This is a genomic window from Streptomyces sp. NPDC059355 (assembly GCF_042752335.1).
GTDB lineage: Bacteria > Actinomycetota > Actinomycetes > Streptomycetales > Streptomycetaceae > Streptomyces.
This window is the reverse complement of sequence record NZ_JBHYXN010000001.1, coordinates 23551-45109: the sequence shown is the minus strand read 5'-3', so window position 1 is coordinate 45109 and position 21559 is coordinate 23551. Positions and strand designations below refer to the sequence as shown.

Below are 21559 nucleotides of genomic sequence, written 5' to 3'. Positions count from 1 at the left end.
TTCCTACCTGACACCGGGCCGTGGGTGGCGGACCACGAAGCGTGCCCTGGCGAAGCCTGGCGAATATGCACGGGGCCACTGACGGCGGGCTAGTGTCAAATCAGCCGAGAACCTGGGGGCTTGACGTGAGCAAAGGACCAAACACCCGCTTGAACGACTTGTTCGGCCTGGCCGGCTGGTCGAAGGGTGAGCTGGCGAGGATGGTCAACCGGCAGGCGGCGGCCATGGGCCACCACCAACTGGCCACCGACACCTCGCGGGTGCGGCGCTGGATCGACATGGGGGAGACCCCGCGCGAACCGGTTCCGACTGTACTGGCAGCCCTGTTCACCGAGCAGCTCGGTCGTGTCGTGACCATCGAGGACCTCGGGTTCGTACGGCAGCGGCGCACCACCAAACGGCAGCCGGACGGGGTGAAGCAGAACCCCGACGGAATGCCCTGGGCGCCCGAACGCACAGCCGCGGTCCTCACCGAATTCACGGGAATGGACCTCATGCTCAACCGTCGCGGTCTGATGGGCGCGGGTGTCGCGCTCACCGCAGGCTCCGCCCTCACCCACGCCATGAACGACTGGCTCCACACCGATCCCGCCCCCGCCAAGGCCCCGCAGAACTTCGGCGACTCCTACCAGGCAGACCCGATCGGCTACGACCGCTACGAAGCCGCCCCCATCGGCTCCCAGGAGATCGCGGCGCTGGAACGCTCCGTGGAGGTGTTCCGCGCCTGGGACGCCTCCCGCGGTGGCGGCCTGCAGCGCAAGGCCGTGGTCGGGCAGCTCAACGAGGTCGGCGGCATGCTCGCGTACCACCACCCCGACCACCTCCAGCGGCGGCTGTGGGGGGTGGCGGCCAACCTGGCGGTGCTGGCGGGCTGGATGTCCCACGACGTGGGCCTCGAACCCACCGCGCAGAAGTACTTCGTCATCGCGGCGCACGCCGCCCGCGAGGGCGGGGACCGGCCGCGGGCCGGCGAAGCACTCTCCCGGGCCGCGCGCCAGATGGTTCACCTGGGCAAACCCCACGAGGCCCTGGACCTGATGAAGCTGGCCCAGTCCGGGTCCGGCGAGCAGACCCTGCCCCGGACCCGCGCCATGCTGCACACCATCGAAGCCTGGGCGCAGGCCGCGATGGGCAAGGGCCAGGCCATGCGCCGCACCCTCGGCGAGGCCGAGGACCTGTTCGTCTCGGACAAGGGCGACGTCCCCCCGCCGTCGTGGATGCAGAACTTCGACGAGGCGGACCTGCACGGCATGCAGGCCCTGGCATTCCGCACCCTCGCCGACCACGATCCCTCGGTCGCGCCGATCGCCCAGCGGCACGCCCGGGAGGCGCTGCGGCTGCGCTCCGGCGGTCACCAGCGCTCGCAGATCTTCGACTACATCTCGATGGCCTCGGCCTGCTTCATCGCCGACGACCCGGAGCAGGCCGACCGCTACGCCCGGCTCGCGCTGGTCTCGATGCACGAGACCTCCTCGCACCGGACCTGGGACCGGCTGCGCGAGATGTACCGGCTGACCGGGCAGTACGCCGGGTACGCAGGGATCGAGGACCTGCGCGCGGAGATCGAGCTGGCCCTGCCGAACAGTCCGACGCAGCACACCGTCTAGCGGTGCCGCGGGCACCCCGCGCCGACGCGTGCAGCACCGGCATCCGTACGGAGAAGAGAAAGGCCGCGCCTTGCGGCGCGGCCCTGAAGAGCCGATACCCGGCGCTCAGCCGCCGACCCAGGCGACCAGGACGCAGGCGTCGGCCTCACGTTCACCCACACCGAACTCCTCGACCACCATCCGCACGCAGTCCCGCGCCGACCGCGCGCCCGTGAACCGAGGCGCGAGGGCCAGCAGCCGCTCGGCGCCGTCCGCCCGGCCGAACTCGATGCTGCGCGGCGTCAGTCCGTCCGTGTGCAGGACGAGCACGTCGCCCGGTTCCAGCCGTTCCTCGGCCTGCCCGTACGCCGCCCCGGAGGTCGCGCCCAGCAGAACGCCCTCCGGTGGCTGCAGGGCGCGGCCGGAGCCGCCGCGGAACAGCAGCGGGGCCGGGTGACCGGCCTGCGCCCAGGACAGCACACGGCGCGCGGGATCGTAGCGGCAGCACACGGCCGAGCCGAGCGCCGGCTGCGCCGAGGCCTCAAGGAGCTGGTTGAGCCAGCCCATCAGCGGGCCCGGCTCGATCCCGGCCATCGCCATGCCGCGCAGGGCGCCGAGCATCATGGCCATCCCGGAGGTGGCCGTCACCCCGTGCCCGGTCAGGTCGCCCACGGTCAGCAGCGAGCGGCCGTCGGGCAGTTCGAGCGCGTCGTACCAGTCCCCGCCGACCAGCGCGCCGGTCGCGGCGGGCAGGTAGTGCGCGGCGACGTCGAGCGCGCCGGTGGTGTGGTGCGGGAACCGCAGGGAGCCGTGCCACGGGGGGAGCACGGCTTCCTGCAGCTCGACCGCCAGCCGGTGCTCGGTCTGCGCGATCTCCCGCCGGCGCTGCAGCGAGTCACGGGACTCGCGTACGGCGCGCTGGCTTCGGCGCAGCTCACTCACGTCCCGGAGCACGGCCCACATGGAGGCCGTGCAACCGTCGGAGTCGAGTACCGGCTCGCCTCGCATGTGCAGCGTCCGGACTCGGCCGTCGGCCCGGACGATGCGGAACTCGCCGTCGATCGGCCTTCCGTCGACCAGACAGGCCGTCACCATCGAGGTGAGCAGCGGCTGGTCGTCGGAGAAGAGCGTGGAGCCGAGTTCGTCGAGGGGGAGCGGGCCCGCCTCGGGCGAGCGGCCGAAGATCTGGAACAGCTCCTCGGACCAGTTGACTTCGTCGGTGAGCAGGTTCCACTCGGCGCTGCCCACGCGGGTCTGCTGCGCCTCGGGTCCGGCCGCGTCGTACCCCGCCGCGTGCTCGCAGAGCCCACCGGGCCCGTCGAGTACCGGCTCGGCCGGCAGGCCCTCCTTGAGCTGGCCCAAGTGTTCGCCCAGGTCGTCGAGCTGGTGCACGGCGAGGTCGCACAGTGCGCGCTGCCAGCGGCCCTGCACATCGTCGTCGTCGACCACCGTGTCGCGGCGCACCGCGTCCACCTCGCCGCGGAGCCGTCGGGTCTGCGAGATCAGCGCGTCCACGGACCCCGGCTCGGGCGGCTGCGCGGGATGGTCCGCGAAGAGGTGGGACGGCATGAGAACTCCGATACAGGCGGCGCGGTACGGCCATGTCTGAAGGAAGGACCGGTTACGACTGTTGCACAGGCGGCGATGACCCGTAAGGCGTTTGGCAACATCCGGAACGGCCTTGCTTCAGGCATATGCCAAGGGCCTCCCGGGCCCTCCTCGGCCTGTACGAACGATTCCGGTCACCCCTTCCGGCGCTCTTTCGGCGGTCTCCGGATGCCCGACGTGGCGTCGGCGCGTACGGCCGCCTCTCCGCCCGCCGGCCCCCCGCGGCCGGAAACCGGCTCTGTGGAGGGACCGGATCGATCGTACGGGCGAGGCGTACGACACCCTCGGGCCGCGGAACTCGTACAGGAGCCGGACCGGCACCCCCGCGGGGATACCCCCCGAACGAAGGACCCCGCCCGTGCGCGGCCTGGACGGCACCCCGCTTCCCAGCTCATCGCGTGATCGCTACGCTACGTGTCGGTAACGAGCCGGGGAGGGTCCGCGCACGCGGATCCGCGCAGGGTGGGGACACATGACATGACCGGGCAGAGCCCCCAGACGGCCGGGCGGAGCCGCCGCTCCTTCCTCACGCACCTCGTCGCGGCGCCGACGCTCGCCCTCGTCACCCGGGCCGGGGCCGACGCCCTCGCCCCGCAGGCCGCCCATGCCGTGGTCCCGAGCCTGCCCGCCCCGGCCGATCTGGTGGACCTCGGCGACCTGTTCATCCTGGCCGGCGCGCCCACCTCCGCCCTGCTGGCGCTCTCCGTGGAGGCGGACGGGACCATCCGCTTCCGGCTGCCGCGCGAGGAGGTCGGCCAAGGCCTCACCACCGCCGTCGCCATGCTCGTCGCGGAGGAGCTCGACGCGCCGCTGGCCGCCGTCCGCGTGGAACTGGACGACGCGCGGCCGGAGCTGCTGTTCAACCAGCTCACCGGCAGTTCCAACTCCATCCGCTCCCTCTACGGGCCGGTCCGGCAGACCGCCGCCACCGCCCGGGCCCGCCTCGTCGCCGCGGCCGCCCGCGGCTGGAACCTCTCCGCCTCCTCGCTGACCACCGCGAGCGGCGTCGTACGGGCCCCCGACGGCCGAACCGCCGCGTACGGGGGCCTCGCCGCGGCCGCCGCCGACCCCGCCCTGATCGTCCTCGGCGCCACCCCGAAGAAGGCGGCGAAGCACTCCCTGGTGGGCAAGCCCACCGGCCGGATCGACGCCCGCGCCATGGTGACCGGCGCCCAGCAGTACACCCTCGACCTCGACGTGCCCGGCGCCAAGCCCTGCGTGGTGCGCCGCCCGCCCAGCCTCGGCGGCAGCGTCAAGGGCGTCGCCAACCTCGCCGCGGTCCGGGCCATGCCCGGCGTACTGCACGTGGTCACCGTCCCGACCGGGGTCGCCGTCGTCGCCGAGACCTTCGGCCAGGCCCTCGACGCCAAGGCCGCTCTCCAGGTCACCTGGGGTCCCGGCCCCGCCGACCAGCTCTCCGACGAGCAGATCCGGGCCAAGCTGCGCGCCGCCACCCCGCCGCTGCTGGTACCGCCGCTGCTCACCCCGTACGTGGACGCGGAGTTCGACTTCGCCTTCGTCAGCCACGCGCCCATGGAGACCAACTCCGCCGTGGCCGACGTACGGGAGGACCGCGCCGAGATCTGGTCCGGGCTCAAGTCCCCGATCGTGGCCCGCGAGACCATCGCCGCCGACCTCGGCCTGCCGCTCGACAAGGTGACCGTGCACGTGGTCCAGGCCGGCGGCTCCTTCGGGCGGAGGCTCTTCTTCGACGCCGCCCTGGAGGCCGCCCGGGTGTCGAAGGCCTGCCGCCGTCCCGTCCGGCTGATGTGGACCCGCGTCGACGACACCCGGCACGGCCGGATGCGCCCCGCCACGCACCACAAGATCCGCGCCACGCATCTGCTGGGCGAGGTGCTCTCGTTCGAGCACCGGGTGGCCGCCGCCGAGACCGACTTCCGGCACGGGCTCGGCGAGATCATCACCGCCACCGCCGCCAGCCTGCCGCTCGGCATCGGCAACGCCACCCTCGCGCAGACCCTGTTCCACACGACGATCAAGTCCCCCTACCACTTCGGACTCACCACCCACGGGCTGAGCGAGGTGCCCACCGGCATCCCGACGGGGTCCTGGCGCTCGGTGTACTCCGCCAACACCCGGGGCGCCGAGGAGATCGTGGTGGACGAACTCGCCGCGCGGACCGGCAAGGACCCGTACCGGTTCCGGCGCACCTTCCTGAAGACCGACGCCCAGCGCGCCGTGCTGGACAAGGCGGCGACGGAGGGGGAGTGGGGACGGCCGATGCCGACGGGCTGCGCGCAGGGCATCGCCTTCCACGAGGAGTACAAGTCCCGTACGGCTTGCCTGGTCGAGATCGACGCCCGCGACCCGGAGCACGTCCGCGTCACCAAGGCCGTGATCGCGGTGGACGTGGGCCTGCCCGTCAACCCGCGCGGACTGGAGGCCCAGATGATCGGCGGCCTCACCGACGCGATCTCCACCACGCTGAAGGCCGGGCTGCACCTGGACAAGGGGCTGCCGCTGGAAGGCAGTTACAGCCAGTTCCACTGGGCGCGTCAGCGCGACACCCCGCAGGACGTACGGGTCTTCGTACTGCCGGCGACCGGGGAGGAGCCCGGTGGCGCGGGCGAGCTCGGCGTCCCGGCGGCGGTCGGCGCGATCGCCAACGCCTGGGCCAGGGCCACCGGTGCCAAGCCGCGCAGCTTCCCCCTCGACTTCGACGTCGACTTCACCCCGTACCCCCGCTAGCCGCCGGCCCAGTTCAGGAGAGTCCGCCGTGCCCTCGCACACCTTCACCGTCAACGGGCAGAGCGTCACCGTGGACGCGCCCGACGATCTGCCCCTGCTGTGGGTGCTCCGCGACATGCTGGGCGTCCGCGGCCCCAAGTACGGCTGCGGCGTGGACGTCTGCAAGGCCTGCACCAGCCATCTCGACGGGGTGGACGTCCGCCCGTGCGTGGTGCCCGTCTCCGCGTGCGCCGGCAGGACGGTGACCACCATCGAGGGGCTGGCGGACGGGGACGTCCTGCACCCCGTGCAGGAGGCCTGGCTCGAACAGGACGTCGCCCAGTGCGGGTTCTGCCAGCCCGGCCAGATCATGGCCGCCGTCGCGCTGCTCAAGCGCACCGGTACGCCCACGGACGAGGACATCGACGCGATCGCCAACATCTGCCGCTGCGGCACCTACTTCCGCATCCGGGAGGCCATCCGCAGCGCGGCCGCCCGGATGTGAGCGCTGCGGAACCGAGAGCGCGAGGGGCCCCGGGGACTCCCCCGTCGGTCCCGGGGCCCGACCGCTGGAGTCGAACCTAGGCGGTCGGCGGCGGGTTCGCAGGGTCCGCCGTGCACAGTGACCGGGCGGTACGGGTATCGGCGGGCACAGTGACCATCCGGGTGGCCGGACCGATCCGGGTGGCCGGACCGAAGGGAGCACCCCATGTCCCACCTCCCCCTCCCGCGAATGCCCGCGCAGCGGTCCCGCGACCGGTCCGAGGACATCCTCAAGGTGCACCGGATCGCCCACTCCGGCGGCTCGGCCGCCCTGTTGGAGTGGCTCGCCGCGCGGCTGGGCGGCTGGACCGGTGTGGTGGAGGACGGCGCATCGGGTGCGGCTCCCGAGCTCGCCGTCCGCGGAGCCGCGGAGCTGCGGGCCCGGGGCGCGCGCTCGGCCGTCCTGCACGGCGAGCGCACGGCCGCACTGCTGTTCGCGCTGGACGGGGGCCGCGCGCTGGCCTCCCTGGTCGACCTCCCGCACCACCCGGGGGCGCCCGTGCTGCTCGCGGACTCCGCCGCCGTGCTGGCCCTCGTCCTGCGCGCCGAGGAGGCCGAGCGGCGCGAGGAGAGGGCCGGGATCGCCGAAGAGCGGGCCCGCGAGGCCGTCCTGCACCTGCTGATGAACGGCCGGCTCTCCACCGCCCACCAGATCGCCGACGCGCTCGTCCCCCCGCTGCCCGATCCGCTGCGGATGTACGTCGTGGAATGCCGGTCCGGGCAGCGGGGCGAGGTGGCCCGGCTCTGCGAGGAGCTGACGGGCGGCCGGGCCTGGACCGTGCGCTGCCCGGTGTACGTACGCCACCTCATCGCCTTGGTCCCGGCCGCCCTCGCGGCGACCTCCGCCGAGCACGACCCGCTGTCCCAGGCGCTGGTGGGCGTGGCCCGGGACTGCGTGGTCGGGGTCAGCGGGCACCTGTGGCTCCGCGAGGCCCCGGCCGCGTACACCCAGGCCTTCCACGCCCTGGCCGTGGCCCGCGGCCGCGCCGGGCGGCACGCCCGCTTCGGTCCCGGGCCCGAGCCGGAGCTGGCCGCGCACGCGGCGGGGACCGGCTGGGCCCGGGCGCTGCTCGCGCCCCTGCACACGTACGAGCCCCGGCGCCCCCAGGACCCCGGCGCACAGGAACTGCGGGCCACGGCCCACGCGTGGCTGAACTTCGGCCCGCACGCCACGCGGCTGCTGAAGATCCACCGCAACACCCTGGCCATGCGGCTGCGCCTGATCGAGTCGGTGCTCGGCACGGACCTCGCGCGGCTGCCCGAGCAGGCGGAGCTCTCGTTCGCGCTGCGGCTGACCCCGGGCGGGCCGGGCGTTTCCCCGGACGCATCCCCGGGTTTCGGGGCCGCAGGCGCTCCCGCCGATCTGGACGGCGTACTGCGCCACCCCGACCTGGCGGCCTGGGCCCGTGCGCATCTGGCGCCGCTGACCGGGCGCGAGGCCCCGCCCGGCGCCCGCGAGACCGTACGGGCCTGGCTGCGGCACGACGCGCACCTGGTCCCGGCGGCGGCCGCGCTCGGCATCTCCGTTCCGGGCGCGCGCAAGCGGCTGACCCGGATCGAGGCCCTGTTGGAGCGCTCGCTGCTCCAGTCGCCGAGCGCCCGCCACGACCTGTGGCTGGCCCACCGGGCCGAGGAACTGGCAGGGCTCGCCGGGCCCGCGGCATGACACAGTCCCGATAAGGGTCAAACTGCATGAAATATGCACGATCATGCCGGGATGAGGCGTATCAATCTGAAGCGCGTGCTGGTGGGTGAACCGCTCGACACCGCACGACTGGGCGAGACCCTGCTGCCCAAACGGCTCGCGCTGCCGATCTTCTGCAGCGACCCGCTCTCCTCCGTGGCCTACGCCACCGAGGAGATCCTGCTGATCCTCGCCCTCGGCGGCGTCGCGCTGCTCCACCTCGCCTGGTACGCGGCCGCCGCCATCGTCTTCCTGATGATCGTGGTCGTCGCCTCCTACCGGCAGACCTGTTACGCCTATCCCGGCGGCGGCGGTGCGTACATCGTCAGCTCCGAGAACCTCGGCCAGACCGCCGCCCTCACGGCCGCCAGCGCGCTGCTCGTCGACTACGTCATGACCGTCGCCGTCTCCGTGGTCTCCGGCGTGGACGCCATCACCTCCGCGATCCCCTCCCTCAGCGACCACGAAGTCGGCCTGTCGGTGGGGTTCGTGGCGCTGTTGGTCTTGATGAACCTGCGCGGCGTACGGGAGTCGGGCCGCATCTTCGCCATCCCGACCTACGGGTTCGTTCTCGTCATCTACGTCATGTTCGCCGTGGCGGCCGTCCGGCTCGCGACCGGTGACACCATCCGCGCCGAGTCCGCCGACCTCCCGATCACCGCGGAGGGCACCTTCACCGGCCTGGGCCTGGTGCTCCTCGCGATGCGCGCCTTCGCCTCCGGCTGTACGGCGCTCACCGGTGTCGAGGCGATCAGCAACGGAGTCCCCGCCTTCCGGAAGCCCAAGAGCCGCAACGCCGCCAACACCCTGGCCGCGATGGGCGTCCTGTCGGTGACCATGTTCCTCGGCATCACCATCCTGGCCATGGTCTACGAGGTGCACGTCGCCGCCGACCCGACGGAACTGGGCCTGCCCCCGGGTACCCCGATGTCCACGGCGCTCGCCCAGATCGGCCGTGCCACCTTCGGGAGCTGGCACTTCCTCTTCTACCTGCTCCAGGCCGTCACCGCCGGCGTGCTGATCCTCGCCGCGAACACCGCCTTCAACGGCTTCCCGATGCTCGCCTCGATCCTCGCCAGGGACCGGTACGCGCCGCGCCAGCTCTTCAACCGCGGCGACCGGCTCGTCTACTCCAACGGCATCGTGCTGCTCGCGCTCGTGGCCGTCGCCCTCATCGTCGCCTTCGACGCCCAGCTGACCCGCCTCATCCAGCTCTACATCATCGGCGTCTTCGTCTCCTTCACCCTCTCCCAGGCGGGCATGGTCCGGCACTGGCGCCGCGAGCTCGCCTCCCGGGCCACGCCCAAGGCGGAGCGGATCCACATCCACCGCCGGCTGGCGATCAATGCGGTCGGCGCCACCCTGACCGCCGTGGTCCTGGTCATCGTCCTGCTCACCAAGTTCACGCACGGCGCCTGGCTCGTCGTCATCGCGATGCCCCTGCTCTTCTTCGGCATGAAGGGGGTCCGCCGGCACTACGACCGGGTCTCGGCCCAGGTCACCGTCGCCCCCGGGATCAAACCGCGCAAACCCTCCCGCCACCACGTGCTCGTGCTCGTCGCCAACGTGCACGCCCCGACGCTGAAGGCACTCGGCTACGCACAGGCCCTGCGGCCGGACACCCTGACCGCCGTCACGGTCGCCGCCGACGAGGAGGAGGCGCGGCGGCTGCGCGAGGCCTGGGCGGAGCACGACCCGGGCGTACCGCTGAAGATCCTGCACTCCCCGTACCGCGAGGTCGTCGGGCCGGTGCTCGCGCACGTGCAGGAGCTGGCCGCCGCCGAGGGCACGGACATGCTGTCCGTGGTGATCCCCGAGTACGTGGTGGGGCACTGGTGGGAGCAGCCCCTGCACAACCAGAACGCGTTCCGGCTGAAGGCGAGGCTCCTGTTCATGCCGGGGGTCGCGGTGATCGACGTACCGTACCTGCTGGAGTCGGCCCGGCCGGCGGAGCCTGCGGAGCCGGCGCGGTAGCCGGGTCGTTCACGCGCTGGAGGACGGCCGCATGGGCCAGTGCCAGCTCCACCACGTGCGCCGGGTCGGAGAGCGAGCGGCCGGTCAGCCTCTCCAGGCGGCGCAGCCGGTTCGAGACGGTGTTGCGGTGGCAGTACAGCCGCTGGGCGGCGTACGTCGTCGACCCATGGCAGGTCAGCCAGGTGCCCAGCGTGGTCAGCAGCACCCGGCGGTCCTCGGCGGGCAGCGCCAGCACCGGGCCGAGCACCACTTGCCGCAGCCGGCCCGCGAGTTCGGCCTGGGAGGCGACCAGCGCGGTGGGCAGCCGCTCGTCGAGCAGGGCGGTGCACGGACCGCCGGACGCGGGGGCGGTACGCAGCGCGAGCGCGGCCAGCCGGTGCGCCCGGGCCAGGTCCGCGGGGCTCTCCACGACCGGGCTGACCCCGGCCCGGGCGCCGAGCGGGCCGAGCAGCTCCCGTACGGACCCCAGGGGATGGTGGCCCAGCTCCACCAGACCGGTCTCCCCGTCGGCGCGGATCCGCCACAGCACGCGCGGGCCGGCCGCCTCGGGGGGTCCGGCCGGCGCGGGCTCGGAGCCCGCGCCGGCCGGCGCGCCCGGAGCACCCGGAGCGAGCACGACGACGGCGAAGCGGCCGCGTTCGGGAAGACCGAGCCGGGCCGCGGGCCCTTCCGGCGGCCCCGCGCCGTCGAGCAGCGCGTCCAGCAGGGCCGCCCGCTGCTCCCGGTCGCGCTCGGAGTCGGCGGTCTCCGCGCGGCGGTACGCGTCGGCCACCGCGTCCGTCAGCCGGTCCAGTACGTCCCACAGCACGGCCGCGGCCGGCAGCAGCCGGGGCAGCGCCGCCGGATCGTGCGCGGCCACCGCCTCGCCCAGGGTCTGCCAGACCATGCGGCCGCCGCGCCGGTAGGTGCGCAGCAGCGAGGCGAGCGGCAGACCCTGTTCGGCCAGGAGCGCGCCGGTGGCGCGGGCGTCGTCGAGCTCCACGGGCAGCCCGCGGATGCCGCGGTCCAGACCCTCGACGCACTGCCGCAGGCCGAGGCGGATCCGCTCGCGCAGCTCGGCCCGGCCGAGCAGGGCGGCGTACGCCGGGTCCTCGGCCAGCGTCCGCTCGGCGAGCCGGTCCGCCGTCACGGTGATCCGGCGGGACAGGTCCTCTCGTATCTCCTCGATGATCCGCTCCATGACGGGCAGCGTGACACGGGTGAGGGGCCGGTGGGGAGGGCCGGGACCGAGCCGGGTCCGCTAGCGTGTCCGAATCACCGCGTGTGAAGTGGCCACGCGCCGCGCCCGCGCACCACCGACCCGCCGCCCCCGCCATCACCGTCAGGGAACCGCCCATGCGCCAGAACCCGGAGCGCCGAGCCGCACTCCTCGACGCCGCGATCGAAGTCCTGGCCCGCGAGGGCTCGCGGGGCCTGACCCTGCGTGCGGTGGACGCGGAGGCGGGCGTACCGACGGGCACCGCGTCGAACTACTTCGCCAACCGGGCCCAGCTGCTCGTGCAGATCCTGCACCGCACCCGGGAGCGGCTGATCCCCGACCCGGCGGACCTGACCGGCCCGCTCGACACCAAGGTGCTGCTCATGCGGCTCCTGGAGCGGATGCGCCGCGAGCGCAGCGTGCACATCGCGATGCTGGAGCTGCGTCTGGAGGGCATCCGGCGCCCCGAACTCCAGGCGGAGCTGGCCGCGTTCCAGGGAGCCGAACTGGAGGCGAACGTCGCCTGGCACCTGGACGCCGGCCTGCCGGGCGACCGCCGGGGCGTGGTGCTGCTCTACCTGGCGATGCTGGGCCTGATCGTCGACGACCTCACCGTCCCGGCCCTCCTCGAACCGTACCCGCCGGCCGACCTGATCGAAGCGATGGCCGAGCGCCTCCTCGGCACGCGGAATCCCGGCTGACGCAGGGGCGCGGCCGGGGCGTGGTGATCTTATGTCCGGATGTGCGCGAGTCAGCTGGGATTGCGGGCCGCGAGCGACTTTCATGGGGGTGCCAGGACTCGTACCGGAGCAGGGGGAGTATTCATGGTCACCGACGGCGGTCAGAAGGACAGCGAGAGCGCACCCACCCTGATCGGATCCGTGCAGCGGGCGCTGCGCCTGCTGGAGGCGATGTACGCCGAGGACGGGGCGACGGCGAAACGCCTCGCGCGGCTCACCGGGATTCCGCTGCCCACGGTCTACCACCTGCTGCGCACCCTCAGCCACGAGGGGTACGTCGAGCGCGAGGGAGGCGCCTTCCGGCTCGCGGAGCACCTTCCGCTTGCTTCGTGAGCCCCTGGCCGCCCCCCTGTTGAGACCCTGGTGAGACCCGCGCGCCCCGTGAGCCGCACGCGCCCTCTTGCGTGACCGACGGCCGTGATCAACATTCGTGATCAGAAGTCGACGCGTTCCGGCCAAGCAGCCGCGTGGTTCTGTGCATGTTCCCGCGGAAAATGCCAGAAGCCCCTTCCGCACAGGGGAACGTGAGTAAGTTCCCTCCTGTCGCGCCGTAGACCGTGCACCTCGCACGTCTGGCCGGGAGGGGAGCCCGCGTGCCCGGGATCGACGAATGCCTGCTCGAAGCCATGGCCCTGCCTGGTGCGCGGGGGGCCGCGCTGGTCGACTGGAGCAGCGGACTGGCCCTCGGCACCGCCGGGGACTCGCCGGTCGGAGACCACGAGACCACCGCCGCCGAGACCGCCGAGTTGGCGCGGGCTGCCGCCGAGTACGAGTCCTTCGCCCAGCCGGCACCGGATTCCGCATCGGGCGGAGCCGCGGGCGAGACGGGGCCGGGCCTCCCGGTGGAGGACCTGATCGTCACCACCCGCACCGGCTACCACGTCCTGCGCTTCGTCGAGACCAGCTTCGACAGCAGCGTCTTCCTCCACCTGTGGCTGGACCGGACCGACGGCAACCTCGCCCTCGCCCGGCACAGACTCCGCATCCTCGCCGAGGGGCTGGTCCTCAGATGACCGCCGCCCAGATCAGCGGCCTCGCCGCCGTCGCCGTCTCCCCCCTCCTGACCCGGCTCGCCGCCGAACGCGCCACCGGCGCCCTGCTCCGCGACCGCGGCACCCTCTTCCTCGAGGACGGCCGCATCGTGCATGCCGAGAGCCCGGCCACCCCCGGACTCGACGTCCTCCTCACCACCGGCGGCGGCCTCGCGCCGGAGCGCTGGCGCGAGGCCGTGGACCGGGCCGGCGCCCGCCGCCAGGTCGCCCGCTTCCTCGTGGACAGCGGGGGCCTGGCCGGCGGCGAACTGGAGATCTGCCACCTCGCCGCCATCTTCGACGCCGCCTTCTTCGCCCTCTCCCCGGGCACCGGCCCCTCCCGGTTCCGCCGCGGGGCCACCCACTGGATCGGCTCCGTCCGCTCCGTCCCGGCCGCCGCCGTCGAGCGGGAGACCCGGCGCCGGCGGGAACTGCTCGACGCCGTGTGGCCGTACCCGCTGCTGGACACCTCGCCCGTGGTGCCCCGGATCGCCGCCCCCGGCCAGACCGTCACCGCCCGCCAGCGCCTCCTGCTGGCCCGGGCGGACGGGGTGCGGACCCCCGCGGACCTCGCGTGGGTGCTGGGCCGTCCGGCCTTCCACACGCTGCTCGACGTACGGCGCCTCGCGGCGGCAGGGCTCGTCGAGACCCCGCACGCTCCGGTCCTCGCACCGGTCGAAACACCCCTGCCCGACTGGATCACCCAGACCCAATCCCCGGACGTGGCGCTGCTCCGCCGGTTACGCGACGCACTGGAGGCAAGCCTGTGAGGCTCCCGCTGCGACCGGCTCTGCGCTCAGAGCGCGCCGACCGCCCCGAGCGGAGGCAGCCAGAGAGGAGAAAGGCCGACATGAGCACGGTGATGGTGCCCCCCGAGGCCGAAGCGGACATACTCGCCGAGCTCCGCAGGCTGCGCGCCCGGGTCCCCCAGCTCACCGGCGCCCTCGCCGGCAGCGCCGACGGCCTGGTCCTCGCGCAGGACAGCGCGGCCACCGAGGTGGAGTCCGTCGCGGCACTGACCGCGGCCGCCCTCGGCGTGGCCCAGCGGCTCAGCGACTGCACCGGCCAGGGCGGATTCCGTGAACTGCTCATACGTGGCGAGCACGGATACGTCGCCACCTACGCGGCGGGGGACGCCGCCGTCCTCACCCTGATCGCGGAGCCGCGCGTCAACGTCGGCCGGCTCCACCTGGAGGCCCGTCGCTCCAGCCTGCGCATCGCCGAGCTCATCGACCAGGTCCTCGGGCGCCGCGGCCCCGAGATCCCGCACGTCCATGTCCGTACGGACCAGGCGTAGTCGGTGCAGACCGGGCGTGAAATGTGCAAATGCCAGAAAACCACCTGAAATCCGTCACAAACCCAGAGAAAGAATGAGGAGCCACTCATGGCCAACGTGGAAACCGCACTCAAGGAAACCCTCGCCACCATCGACGGCGCGATCGGCGCGGCCCTGGTCGACTACGGCAGCGGCATGGCCCTCGGCACCATCGGCGGAGGCAAGGACCTCGACCTCACGGTGGCCGCGGCCGGCAACACCGACGTGGTCCGCGCCAAGGTCCGCACCATGGAGATGCTCGGCCTGAAGGACGAGATCGAGGACATCCTGATCACCCTCGGCACCCAGTACCACCTCATCCGGCTGATGAAGAGCCGCGACTCCAAGGGGTTCTTCCTCTACCTCGCGCTCGACCGCGGCCGGGCCAACCTCGCGATGGCCCGGCACCAGCTCACGAAGATCGAAGCGGAGCTCGAAGTCTGAGCAGACGTTCGGTCGGACTCGACGCCGAGGTGGCGGGCGGCTGAATTCTTTGCCGTCCGCCCCGGGGGGCATGGGGCGTATGTCCAGGATGGGGGGACTTTATCATCCTGTTACCGAGTAGGATGCTCTCATCACCTGATCATCGAAATAGCTTGAAACGCTGGAGAACCCGCCACCCATGCCCCCGCGCCTGAGCATCGTCGTCCCCGTCTACAACGTCGAGCTCTACCTCGACGAGTGCCTGGAGTCCATTGCCGCCCAGACGTTCGCCGACTTCGAGTGCATCCTCGTCGACGACGGGTCCACCGACACCAGTGCCGTCATCGCCAAGGCCTTCGCGGCGCGGGACAAGCGTTTCCGGGTCGTCATGCAGGAGAACGCCGGACTCGGCGCCGCCCGCAACGTGGGTGCCCGCCACGCCTCCGAGGGCAGCGAGTACCTGGCCTTCGTCGACAGTGACGACACGATGCCGGACTACGCGTACGAGCGCCTGATCGCCGCCCTCGACGAGACCGGCTCGGACTTCGCCGGCGGCAACGTGAAGCGCTTCCGCTCCGTCGGCATGCAGCAGTCCTGGGGCCACCGGGCCGCCTTCGCCAAGACGCAGCTGAAGACCCACATCTCCAAGTTCCCGGCGCTGGTCACCGACCGCACCGCGTGGAACAAGGTCTACCGGCGCAGCTTCTGGGACGAGCACGGCTTCCAGTACCCCGAGGGCATCCTCTACGAGGACGCCCCCGTCAGCATCCCCGCGCACTACTTCGCGTCCAGCGTCGACGTCATCAGCGACTGCGTCTACCACTGGCGCGTGCGCGAGACCGGCGAGCGCTCCATCACCCAGCGCTCCACCGACCCGGTCTCCCTGATCGACCGCGTCACCTCCGTCCGCCTGGTCCGCGAGGCCCTCAAGGCCAAGGAGGGCGCCAAGTACACGCGCTACCTGCGCGACTACGACTACAACGTGCTGAGCGAGGAACTCCCGCTCATCTACAAGTACGTCGGGGAGGGCGGCGCCGACTTCCGCGCCGCCTTCGTCAAGGAGGTCGGCGGCCTCGTCCGCGAGATCGGCACCGGCCCCTGGTCCGACCTGACCGTCGCCGACCGCCTCAAGGCGTACCTGGCCCGCGAAGGCCGCGTCGAGGACTTCATCGCCCTCACGAAGCACCAGAGCGACTACTCGTACAGCGTCCCCGTCAAGGGGCTGGCCCGCCCGCAGGCCGACTACCCGTTCCTGCACGGCCGTCCGCCCGTCCCCGCCAAGATCCTCACCCTCGGCCCGCGCGAGCGCCGCGTCGTCAGCCGCCTCGAGCAGGCCGTCTGGAGCGACGGCAAGCTGCTGCTGCGCGGCTACGCACTGCCCGGCCACCTCGGTGCGGAGAGCCGCCTCGGCTCGCGCAAGATGCTCGTCTTCCGCGAGGGCGGCAGGCGCCGCCGCACCGTCGTCACCGCCCGTACGGTCGCCTCCCCGATGGCCACCGTCAACGCCGCGCACCTCGCGCTGCGGCACGCCGACTGGGCCGGCTTCACCGCCGTCGTCGACCCCACCGCCTTCCAGTCGGGCGGCAAGTGGACCGACGGCATATGGACCACCTCCATCGCCGTCACCGGCGCCGGCGGCCTGCACCGCGCCCGCCTCAAGAGCGGCGAGTCCGACACCGGCCAGAACCCGCCCGCCCACTGGGTGACCCCGGACGTCCGCATCGTCCCCAACGCCACCGGCGCCCTCACCATCCAGATCGAGACCGTCCGGGCCCGCGCCCTCGACGTCCGCACCTCGGGCGATGACGCCGTCGAGGTGTCCGGCGAGCTCGCCGCCGAGATCGGCGCCGGCGCCACCCTGCGCGCCGAGCACGTCTCCACCGCAGCCGTCCTCACCTGGCCCGTGGAGACCGCCGCGGCGAGCGGCTCCGGCGGGGCGGGCCGGATCCCGTTCACCGTGCGCGTACCGCTGGCAGAGCTGGCCGCCGTACCGGACGCCGAGTGCGAGCCCGGGGAGTGGACCCCCGAGCCGTGGAGCCTGACCGTGGTCGGCGCTGACGGCACCGAGCACCGCCTCGCGCACGACGAGCGCGGCGGCTTCGCCGGCCTGGTCGTCCCCCTGCCCGGCGGGGGCGCCGACCGCGCCCTCTTCGCCAAGCGCGGCAACACCGGACACCTGACCCTCTCCGTGCAGCCCTCGCCGCCGCTCGTCGACTCGGTCACCGGCCAGGACGGCACCCTCACGATCAAGGGCCGGTTCGTCGCGCCCGTCGACGAGCCGTACGAGCTGGTCCTGCACGACGCGCACGGCGCCGAGTTCAGCTACCCGGTCACCCGGGACGGCGAGCGCTTCGAATCCACCTTCGAGCCCGTCCTCCCCGAGTCCTACGCGGGCCGCACCACGCTGCCGAAGGGCCGCTGGTGGCCCACCCTGCGTCCGCTCGCCCAGGGCGGCACCACCGCGGGTCTGCTCGGCGTCGACCGCGGCGCCCCTGTGCAGTTCGCGCCCACCGCCCTGCAGGCCGGACCGCACGCGATCACCGTCGAGGGCCGCCGGATGCGGGTCGAGGCCCGCTTCTACGACCGCATGGTGCTCGTCGCCGACCCGCTGCTCAGCCCGCACGACCGCTCCCGGTACGCCCAGCGCGTCACGCGGTACGAGACCTACCCGGCGCAGCGCGCCCTGCCGGTCAAGGACATCGCCGTCTACGACACCCACCAGGGCAACGGCACGGGCGACGCGCCCCGCGCCGTCCACGAGGAGCTGCTGCGCCGCGGCGAGAAGCTGGACCACGTCTGGCTCGTCCGCGACGGCCGCGCCGAGGTCCCCCCGACCGCCCGCGCCGTGCAGTACGACAGCACCGAGGCCTGGGAGGTCCTGGCCCGGGCCCGCTACTACGTCGTGAACGACAGCGTGCCGCAGCGCTTCCGGCGCCGCGCCGGCCAGGTCGTCGTCCAGACCTGGCACGGGACGCCGATCAAGGAGATCGGCCACGACTTCATCCACGACTACTACACGAGCCCCGAGATCCTCGAGGGACTGGAGCACGACAGCGCCCAGTGGTCGCTGCTCGCCTCCCCGAGCTCGTACGCCACACCCCTGCTGGGGCGCGCCCTTGGCTACCAGGGCGAGGTCATCGAGTCCGGCAGCCCGCGCACGGACGCGCTCGTCAAGCCCGACGCGCAGCGGATCGCCGAGGTCCGCCGCCGGCTCGGCCTGCCCGAGGGCAAGAAGGTCGTCCTCTACATGCCGACCTGGCGCGAGAACCGCGAGGGCTGGTCGGGCGGCTACAAGCTCGACCTGCAGATCGACCTGGACGCGGCGCGGCGCGAGCTCGGCGAGGACCACGTCCTGCTGGTCCGCGGCCACCACCACGTCACCGAGCAGGTACGGGACACCGTGCGCGACGGGTTCGTCGTCGACGTGTCCCGCTGGCACGACGCCACGGACCTGCTGCTCGTCGCCGATGTGCTGATCTCCGACTACTCCTCGGCGCTGTTCGACTTCGCGCTCACCGACCGGCCGATCCTGCTCTTCACGTACGACCTGGAGCACTACCGGACCACGCTGCGCGGCTTCAACTTCGACCTGGAGGCGAAGGCCCCCGGCCCGCTGCTGGCGGACTCGGCGAGCCTGATCGAGGCCGTCCGCAACGCGGACGCGGTCGGGGCGGAGTTCAAGGAGGCCCGGGCCGCGTTCCGCGCCGAGTTCTGCGACCTGGACGACGGCGGCGCCGCCGAGCGCGTGGTAGACCGGATGCTCTCCATGGGGGCCGAGCCCGCGGTGTAAGCCGTTGGAGTGCAATCAGGAAGCGTTGCCGACCGGCCCCGGGCCCACCGATGAATTTCGGGCCCGGGGCCGGTCTGTATGTCTGTAGGGGAGCGAGACGGTGCGGCACGCACGCGCGTGCGCACGGACTCCGCCACGCACCGACCTGGAGGCAGTCATGAGCAGCAGCAACGGATTCACCACGTGTCTGTGGTTCGACGGCGACGCGGCGACCGCCGCCGAGTACTACGTGTCCGTCTTCAAGGACGGGAAGATCGGGCGGACGGGCTACTACAACGAGGCGGGGCCGGGCCGGGCCGGCGATGTGATGGTCGTCGAGTTCGAGATCAACGGCCAGAAGTTCATCGGCCTCAACGGCGGCCCGCAGTTCCCCTTCACCGAGGCGATCTCGTTCCAGATCCACTGCGCCGAGGAGACGGAGTCGGACTACTACTACGACGAGCTGACGAAGGACGGCGGCCAGGAGTCCGCCTGCGGCTGGGTCAAGGACAGGTTCGGGGTGTCCTGGCAGGTCATCCCGCCCGGCGCCATCGACCTGATCACCGACCCGGACCCGGGGCGGGCCACCCGCGCCACCGCGGCGATGATGAAGATGAAGAAGCTGGACGTGGCGGAGATGCGCCGGGCGGCCGATGCCGGCTGATGCGGGCTAGTCCGTCCAGGCCGGGCCGAGGTCGCCGACGCGGGCCAGCAGGGCCGGGAGGGCGGTCCCGATCGGCTCGCGGATCACCTCGTCGGCGAGGGAGTCGTACGGGGTCTCCTCCGCGTTCACGATGATCAGGCGGGCACCCGCCTCGGCGGCCATCCCGGCCAGTGAGGCGGCGGGCTGCACCTGGAGCGTCGTCCCGACCGCGATGAACACGTGGGCTGCCTTGGCCACGGCCACGGCCTGCGCCAGCACCTCGGGGTCGAGCCGCTGGCCGAACATCACGGTCGCCGACTTGAGGATCCCGCCGCAGGCCGGACAGGCCGGGTCGGGCTCCCCGGCGGCGACCCGGGCCAGTGTCTCGTCCATCCCCGACCGGGCGTGGCAGGCCGTGCAGACCACCGAGCGGGCGCTTCCGTGCAGCTCGAACACCTTGCGCGGCGGCATACCGGCGAGCTGGTGCAGTCCGTCCACGTTCTGCGTGATCACCCGGACCGGGGTGCCGGAGCGCTCCAGCTCGGCCACGGCCAGATGCGCGGCATTCGGCTGCGGCGCCAGGGCCCCGACCTCGGCGCGCATCCTCCAGGAGCGGCGCCGGATCTCCGGATCCGCCATGTAGTACGAGTACGTCACCAGCTTCTCGGCCTCGGGATCCCGGCGCCACAACCCCTGCGGCCCCCGGTAGTCCGGAATTCCGGAGTCGGTGGACATCCCGGCCCCACTGAACACTGCGACGAGCGGCTTCCCCATGTCCCCGACCCTACGTACGACCGGTCCGCAGCCGCGACCGCATTAACGGGGCGGGCGGCACGTACGCGGCCGACGCGTCCGAGAGGGCTCTTCCTGCGGTGAATCCCGCCCCCCACAGGAGTGAGATCCGCGGCCCACCCCTGCCCGCGAAGACGCCCGGCGGTTACACATCCCGCATGAAGACCACCCCGTACAGTCTCGGTGCCCTGCTGCTGGCCCTGCTCGCGCTGCCGGCCCCGACCTCCGCCGTCGCCGCGGCCGATCCCACCCCCGTCGGCGCCCGCCACCGACACACCGCCACGGAGATCAGCACCTTCCTCTCCTCCTTCTACGGCCACCACGGCCCCTCCGCGCCCGACCGCGACCAGCGCGTCTCGCAGCAGCTCAAGGAGAAGCAGGCGCACGCCCCCCACTCCGACGTGTTGCTCTGCGCCCAGAAGGAGCCCCAGGAGATCGTGGTCGGCGCGGTCACCGTCGCCCAGTCGGCCGGGGTCGGCTGGGCCACCGTCACCACCCACTGGGGGGCGGACAGTACCGACACCTTCACCGCGTACGTGCGCCTCGACTCCCGGCCGATCAAACTCGACGACGTGATCTGCGCCGGCTGACCGCCCGTACGCCGTCTGGTACAACACCGGACATGACGGGATTCGAGATCGGCGGCGCGAGCGCCGCCGACATGGAACTGATCCGCCGCTGGGCCGACGAGGAAGGGTGGAACCCCGGGCACTCGGACCGCTTCGTGTTCGCGGTCACCGATCCGGCCGGATTCCTCGTCGGCCGGGTCGACGGCGAACCGGCGGCCTGCATCTCGGCCGTGCGCTACGGGTCCGCCTTCGGGTTCATCGGCTTCTACATCGCCCGTCCCGCCTTCCGTGGCCAGGGTTACGGAATCCGGCTGTGGCGGGCCGGGATGGAGCGGCTCGACGGGCGGCTCGTCGGCCTGGACGGGGTGGTCGATCAACAGGACAACTACCGCAAGTCCGGGTTCCGTTCGGCCTGGAACAACGTTCGTCACGAGGGCGTCCTGCAGCCGAACGGCTCGGGTGGCGGCGCCGGGTTCGAGGTGGTCGACGCGGCGTCGCTGCCCTTCGGGCTGCTCGCCGCCTACGACCGCCGCTTCTTCCCCGCGCCCCGCGACGCCTTCCTGGCCGCCTGGACCGGGCTGCCGGGCCGTACCGCCTTCGCCGCGGTCCGCGACGGCCGGATCGAGGGGCTCGGTGTGATCCGCCCGTGCAGCGGGGCCTCCCGGGTCGGCCCGCTGTACGCCTCCACCCCGGAGGTCGCGTCCGCCCTGCTGCACCGGCTCGCGGAGCACACTCCCGACGGGGTGGTCGCCGTGGACGTGCCCGACGTCAATCCGGTGGCCACCGCCCTGCTGGCCGGTCTGGGGCTGACCCCCTCGTTCGAGGCCGCCCGGATGTACACCGGGCCCGCCCCGGAGGTCGAACTGGCCGGGCTGTACGGGGTGACGAGCCTCGAACTGGGCTGACGGGCGCGGGGCGCGGGGCGCGGGGCGCGGGGCGCGGGGCGGGCCCGCCGGCGGGATGCCGGGCGGCGGTCGCACGACGCCGCCCGGTCGG

17 protein-coding genes and 1 pseudogene are annotated in these 21559 nt (G+C 72.8%); 15 read left to right on the top strand and 3 right to left on the bottom strand.

Annotation, left to right across the window (positions count from 1 at the left end):
- The first annotated feature begins 125 nt into the window (after positions 1-125).
- Positions 126-1607 carry a hypothetical protein gene (locus tag ACFXGI_RS00205; protein ID WP_384700912.1) on the top strand — a complete coding sequence of 494 codons (1482 nt, stop codon included), beginning with the start codon at positions 126-128 and terminating at the stop codon, positions 1605-1607.
- 105 nt (positions 1608-1712) lie between these two features.
- Here the strand turns inward: ACFXGI_RS00205 and ACFXGI_RS00200 are convergent, their stop codons facing one another.
- Entirely contained in the window at positions 1713-3155 is a 1443-nt protein-coding gene (locus ACFXGI_RS00200) for a PP2C family protein-serine/threonine phosphatase (RefSeq protein WP_384700909.1), read from the bottom strand.
- Between the two features lie 516 nt (positions 3156-3671).
- Between ACFXGI_RS00200 and ACFXGI_RS00195 the strand changes: the two genes are divergently transcribed.
- The 4 genes from ACFXGI_RS00195 to ACFXGI_RS00180 all read left to right on the top strand — a co-directional run bounded on the left by ACFXGI_RS00195 (position 3672) and on the right by ACFXGI_RS00180 (position 10083).
- The gene (locus ACFXGI_RS00195) at positions 3672-5903 is read left to right on the top strand and encodes a molybdopterin cofactor-binding domain-containing protein (RefSeq protein ID WP_384700906.1); all 2232 of its coding nucleotides are present in this window, start codon (positions 3672-3674) and stop codon (positions 5901-5903) included.
- Positions 5904-5931: 28 nt separating this feature from the next.
- Entirely contained in the window at positions 5932-6387 is a 456-nt protein-coding gene (locus ACFXGI_RS00190) for a (2Fe-2S)-binding protein (protein WP_384700903.1), read from the top strand.
- Positions 6388-6591: 204 nt separating this feature from the next.
- Positions 6592-8091: a helix-turn-helix domain-containing protein gene (locus ACFXGI_RS00185; RefSeq protein WP_384700900.1), complete on the top strand. Its 1500-nt coding sequence runs from the start codon at positions 6592-6594 to the stop codon at positions 8089-8091.
- 51 nt (positions 8092-8142) lie between these two features.
- Entirely contained in the window at positions 8143-10083 is a 1941-nt protein-coding gene (locus ACFXGI_RS00180) for an APC family permease (protein ID WP_384700897.1), read from the top strand.
- On the opposite strand, the gene ACFXGI_RS00175 is transcribed toward ACFXGI_RS00180, so the two are convergent.
- Complete coding sequence (locus tag ACFXGI_RS00175) at positions 10001-11263, bottom strand: helix-turn-helix domain-containing protein (RefSeq protein ID WP_384700894.1); 1263 nt, start codon at positions 11261-11263, stop codon at positions 10001-10003. The two genes, ACFXGI_RS00180 and ACFXGI_RS00175, sit on opposite strands and share 83 nt — an antisense overlap.
- Positions 11264-11418: 155 nt before the next feature.
- On the opposite strand from ACFXGI_RS00175, the gene ACFXGI_RS00170 reads away from it, so the two are divergent.
- The 8 genes and pseudogenes from ACFXGI_RS00170 to ACFXGI_RS00135 all read left to right on the top strand — a co-directional run bounded on the left by ACFXGI_RS00170 (position 11419) and on the right by ACFXGI_RS00135 (position 19223).
- Positions 11419-11982: a TetR/AcrR family transcriptional regulator gene (locus tag ACFXGI_RS00170; protein ID WP_384700891.1), complete on the top strand. Its 564-nt coding sequence runs from the start codon at positions 11419-11421 to the stop codon at positions 11980-11982.
- A 123-nt stretch (positions 11983-12105) separates the two neighbouring features.
- A pseudogene (locus ACFXGI_RS00165) lies at positions 12106-12333 on the top strand (helix-turn-helix domain-containing protein); the annotation flags it as partial.
- A 281-nt stretch (positions 12334-12614) separates the two neighbouring features.
- Positions 12615-13034 (top strand): hypothetical protein, encoded by a 420-nt coding sequence (locus tag ACFXGI_RS00160; protein WP_384700888.1) that lies wholly within the window; start codon positions 12615-12617, stop codon positions 13032-13034.
- A complete protein-coding gene (locus ACFXGI_RS00155; protein WP_384700885.1) occupies positions 13031-13822 on the top strand; it encodes a transcriptional regulator in 792 nt (263 codons plus the stop codon). Before ACFXGI_RS00160 ends, ACFXGI_RS00155 begins: the two co-directional genes overlap by 4 nt.
- 80 nt (positions 13823-13902) lie before the next feature.
- Positions 13903-14349: a roadblock/LC7 domain-containing protein gene (locus ACFXGI_RS00150; RefSeq protein ID WP_384700882.1), complete on the top strand. Its 447-nt coding sequence runs from the start codon at positions 13903-13905 to the stop codon at positions 14347-14349.
- Between the two features lie 87 nt (positions 14350-14436).
- Complete coding sequence (locus tag ACFXGI_RS00145) at positions 14437-14811, top strand: hypothetical protein (protein WP_030157853.1); 375 nt, start codon at positions 14437-14439, stop codon at positions 14809-14811.
- Between the two features lie 178 nt (positions 14812-14989).
- On the top strand, positions 14990-18580 hold the full coding sequence (locus ACFXGI_RS00140) for a CDP-glycerol glycerophosphotransferase family protein (RefSeq protein WP_384700878.1): 3591 nt from the start codon (positions 14990-14992) through the stop codon (positions 18578-18580).
- Between the two features lie 157 nt (positions 18581-18737).
- Entirely contained in the window at positions 18738-19223 is a 486-nt protein-coding gene (locus ACFXGI_RS00135; RefSeq protein ID WP_384700875.1) for a VOC family protein, read from the top strand.
- Positions 19224-19229: 6 nt separating this feature from the next.
- Here ACFXGI_RS00135 and ACFXGI_RS00130 read toward each other — a convergent pair whose 3' ends face one another.
- Positions 19230-19976 (bottom strand): NAD-dependent deacetylase, encoded by a 747-nt coding sequence (locus ACFXGI_RS00130; protein ID WP_384700872.1) that lies wholly within the window; start codon positions 19974-19976, stop codon positions 19230-19232.
- 176 nt (positions 19977-20152) lie between these two features.
- On the opposite strand from ACFXGI_RS00130, the gene ACFXGI_RS00125 reads away from it, so the two are divergent.
- Positions 20153-20584 carry a hypothetical protein gene (locus ACFXGI_RS00125; RefSeq protein WP_384700868.1) on the top strand — a complete coding sequence of 144 codons (432 nt, stop codon included), beginning with the start codon at positions 20153-20155 and terminating at the stop codon, positions 20582-20584.
- Positions 20585-20616: 32 nt separating this feature from the next.
- A complete protein-coding gene (locus ACFXGI_RS00120; protein ID WP_384700865.1) occupies positions 20617-21468 on the top strand; it encodes a GNAT family N-acetyltransferase in 852 nt (283 codons plus the stop codon).
- The last annotated feature ends 91 nt before the right edge of the window (positions 21469-21559 follow it).

Coding starts and splice junctions, on each gene's coding strand:
- ACFXGI_RS00200 (WP_384700909.1), bottom strand. CDS start 3,155: ATGCCGTCCCACCTCTTCGCGGACCATCCCGCGCAGCCGCCCGAGCCG.
- ACFXGI_RS00195 (WP_384700906.1), top strand. CDS start 3,672: ATGACCGGGCAGAGCCCCCAGACGGCCGGGCGGAGCCGCCGCTCCTTC.
- ACFXGI_RS00185 (WP_384700900.1), top strand. CDS start 6,592: ATGTCCCACCTCCCCCTCCCGCGAATGCCCGCGCAGCGGTCCCGCGAC.
- ACFXGI_RS00180 (WP_384700897.1), top strand. CDS start 8,143: ATGAGGCGTATCAATCTGAAGCGCGTGCTGGTGGGTGAACCGCTCGAC.
- ACFXGI_RS00175 (WP_384700894.1), bottom strand. CDS start 11,263: ATGGAGCGGATCATCGAGGAGATACGAGAGGACCTGTCCCGCCGGATC.
- ACFXGI_RS00170 (WP_384700891.1), top strand. CDS start 11,419: ATGCGCCAGAACCCGGAGCGCCGAGCCGCACTCCTCGACGCCGCGATC.
- ACFXGI_RS00155 (WP_384700885.1), top strand. CDS start 13,031: ATGACCGCCGCCCAGATCAGCGGCCTCGCCGCCGTCGCCGTCTCCCCC.
- ACFXGI_RS00150 (WP_384700882.1), top strand. CDS start 13,903: ATGAGCACGGTGATGGTGCCCCCCGAGGCCGAAGCGGACATACTCGCC.
- ACFXGI_RS00145 (WP_030157853.1), top strand. CDS start 14,437: ATGGCCAACGTGGAAACCGCACTCAAGGAAACCCTCGCCACCATCGAC.
- ACFXGI_RS00140 (WP_384700878.1), top strand. CDS start 14,990: ATGCCCCCGCGCCTGAGCATCGTCGTCCCCGTCTACAACGTCGAGCTC.
- ACFXGI_RS00135 (WP_384700875.1), top strand. CDS start 18,738: ATGAGCAGCAGCAACGGATTCACCACGTGTCTGTGGTTCGACGGCGAC.
- ACFXGI_RS00130 (WP_384700872.1), bottom strand. CDS start 19,976: ATGGGGAAGCCGCTCGTCGCAGTGTTCAGTGGGGCCGGGATGTCCACC.
- ACFXGI_RS00125 (WP_384700868.1), top strand. CDS start 20,153: ATGAAGACCACCCCGTACAGTCTCGGTGCCCTGCTGCTGGCCCTGCTC.
- ACFXGI_RS00120 (WP_384700865.1), top strand. CDS start 20,617: ATGACGGGATTCGAGATCGGCGGCGCGAGCGCCGCCGACATGGAACTG.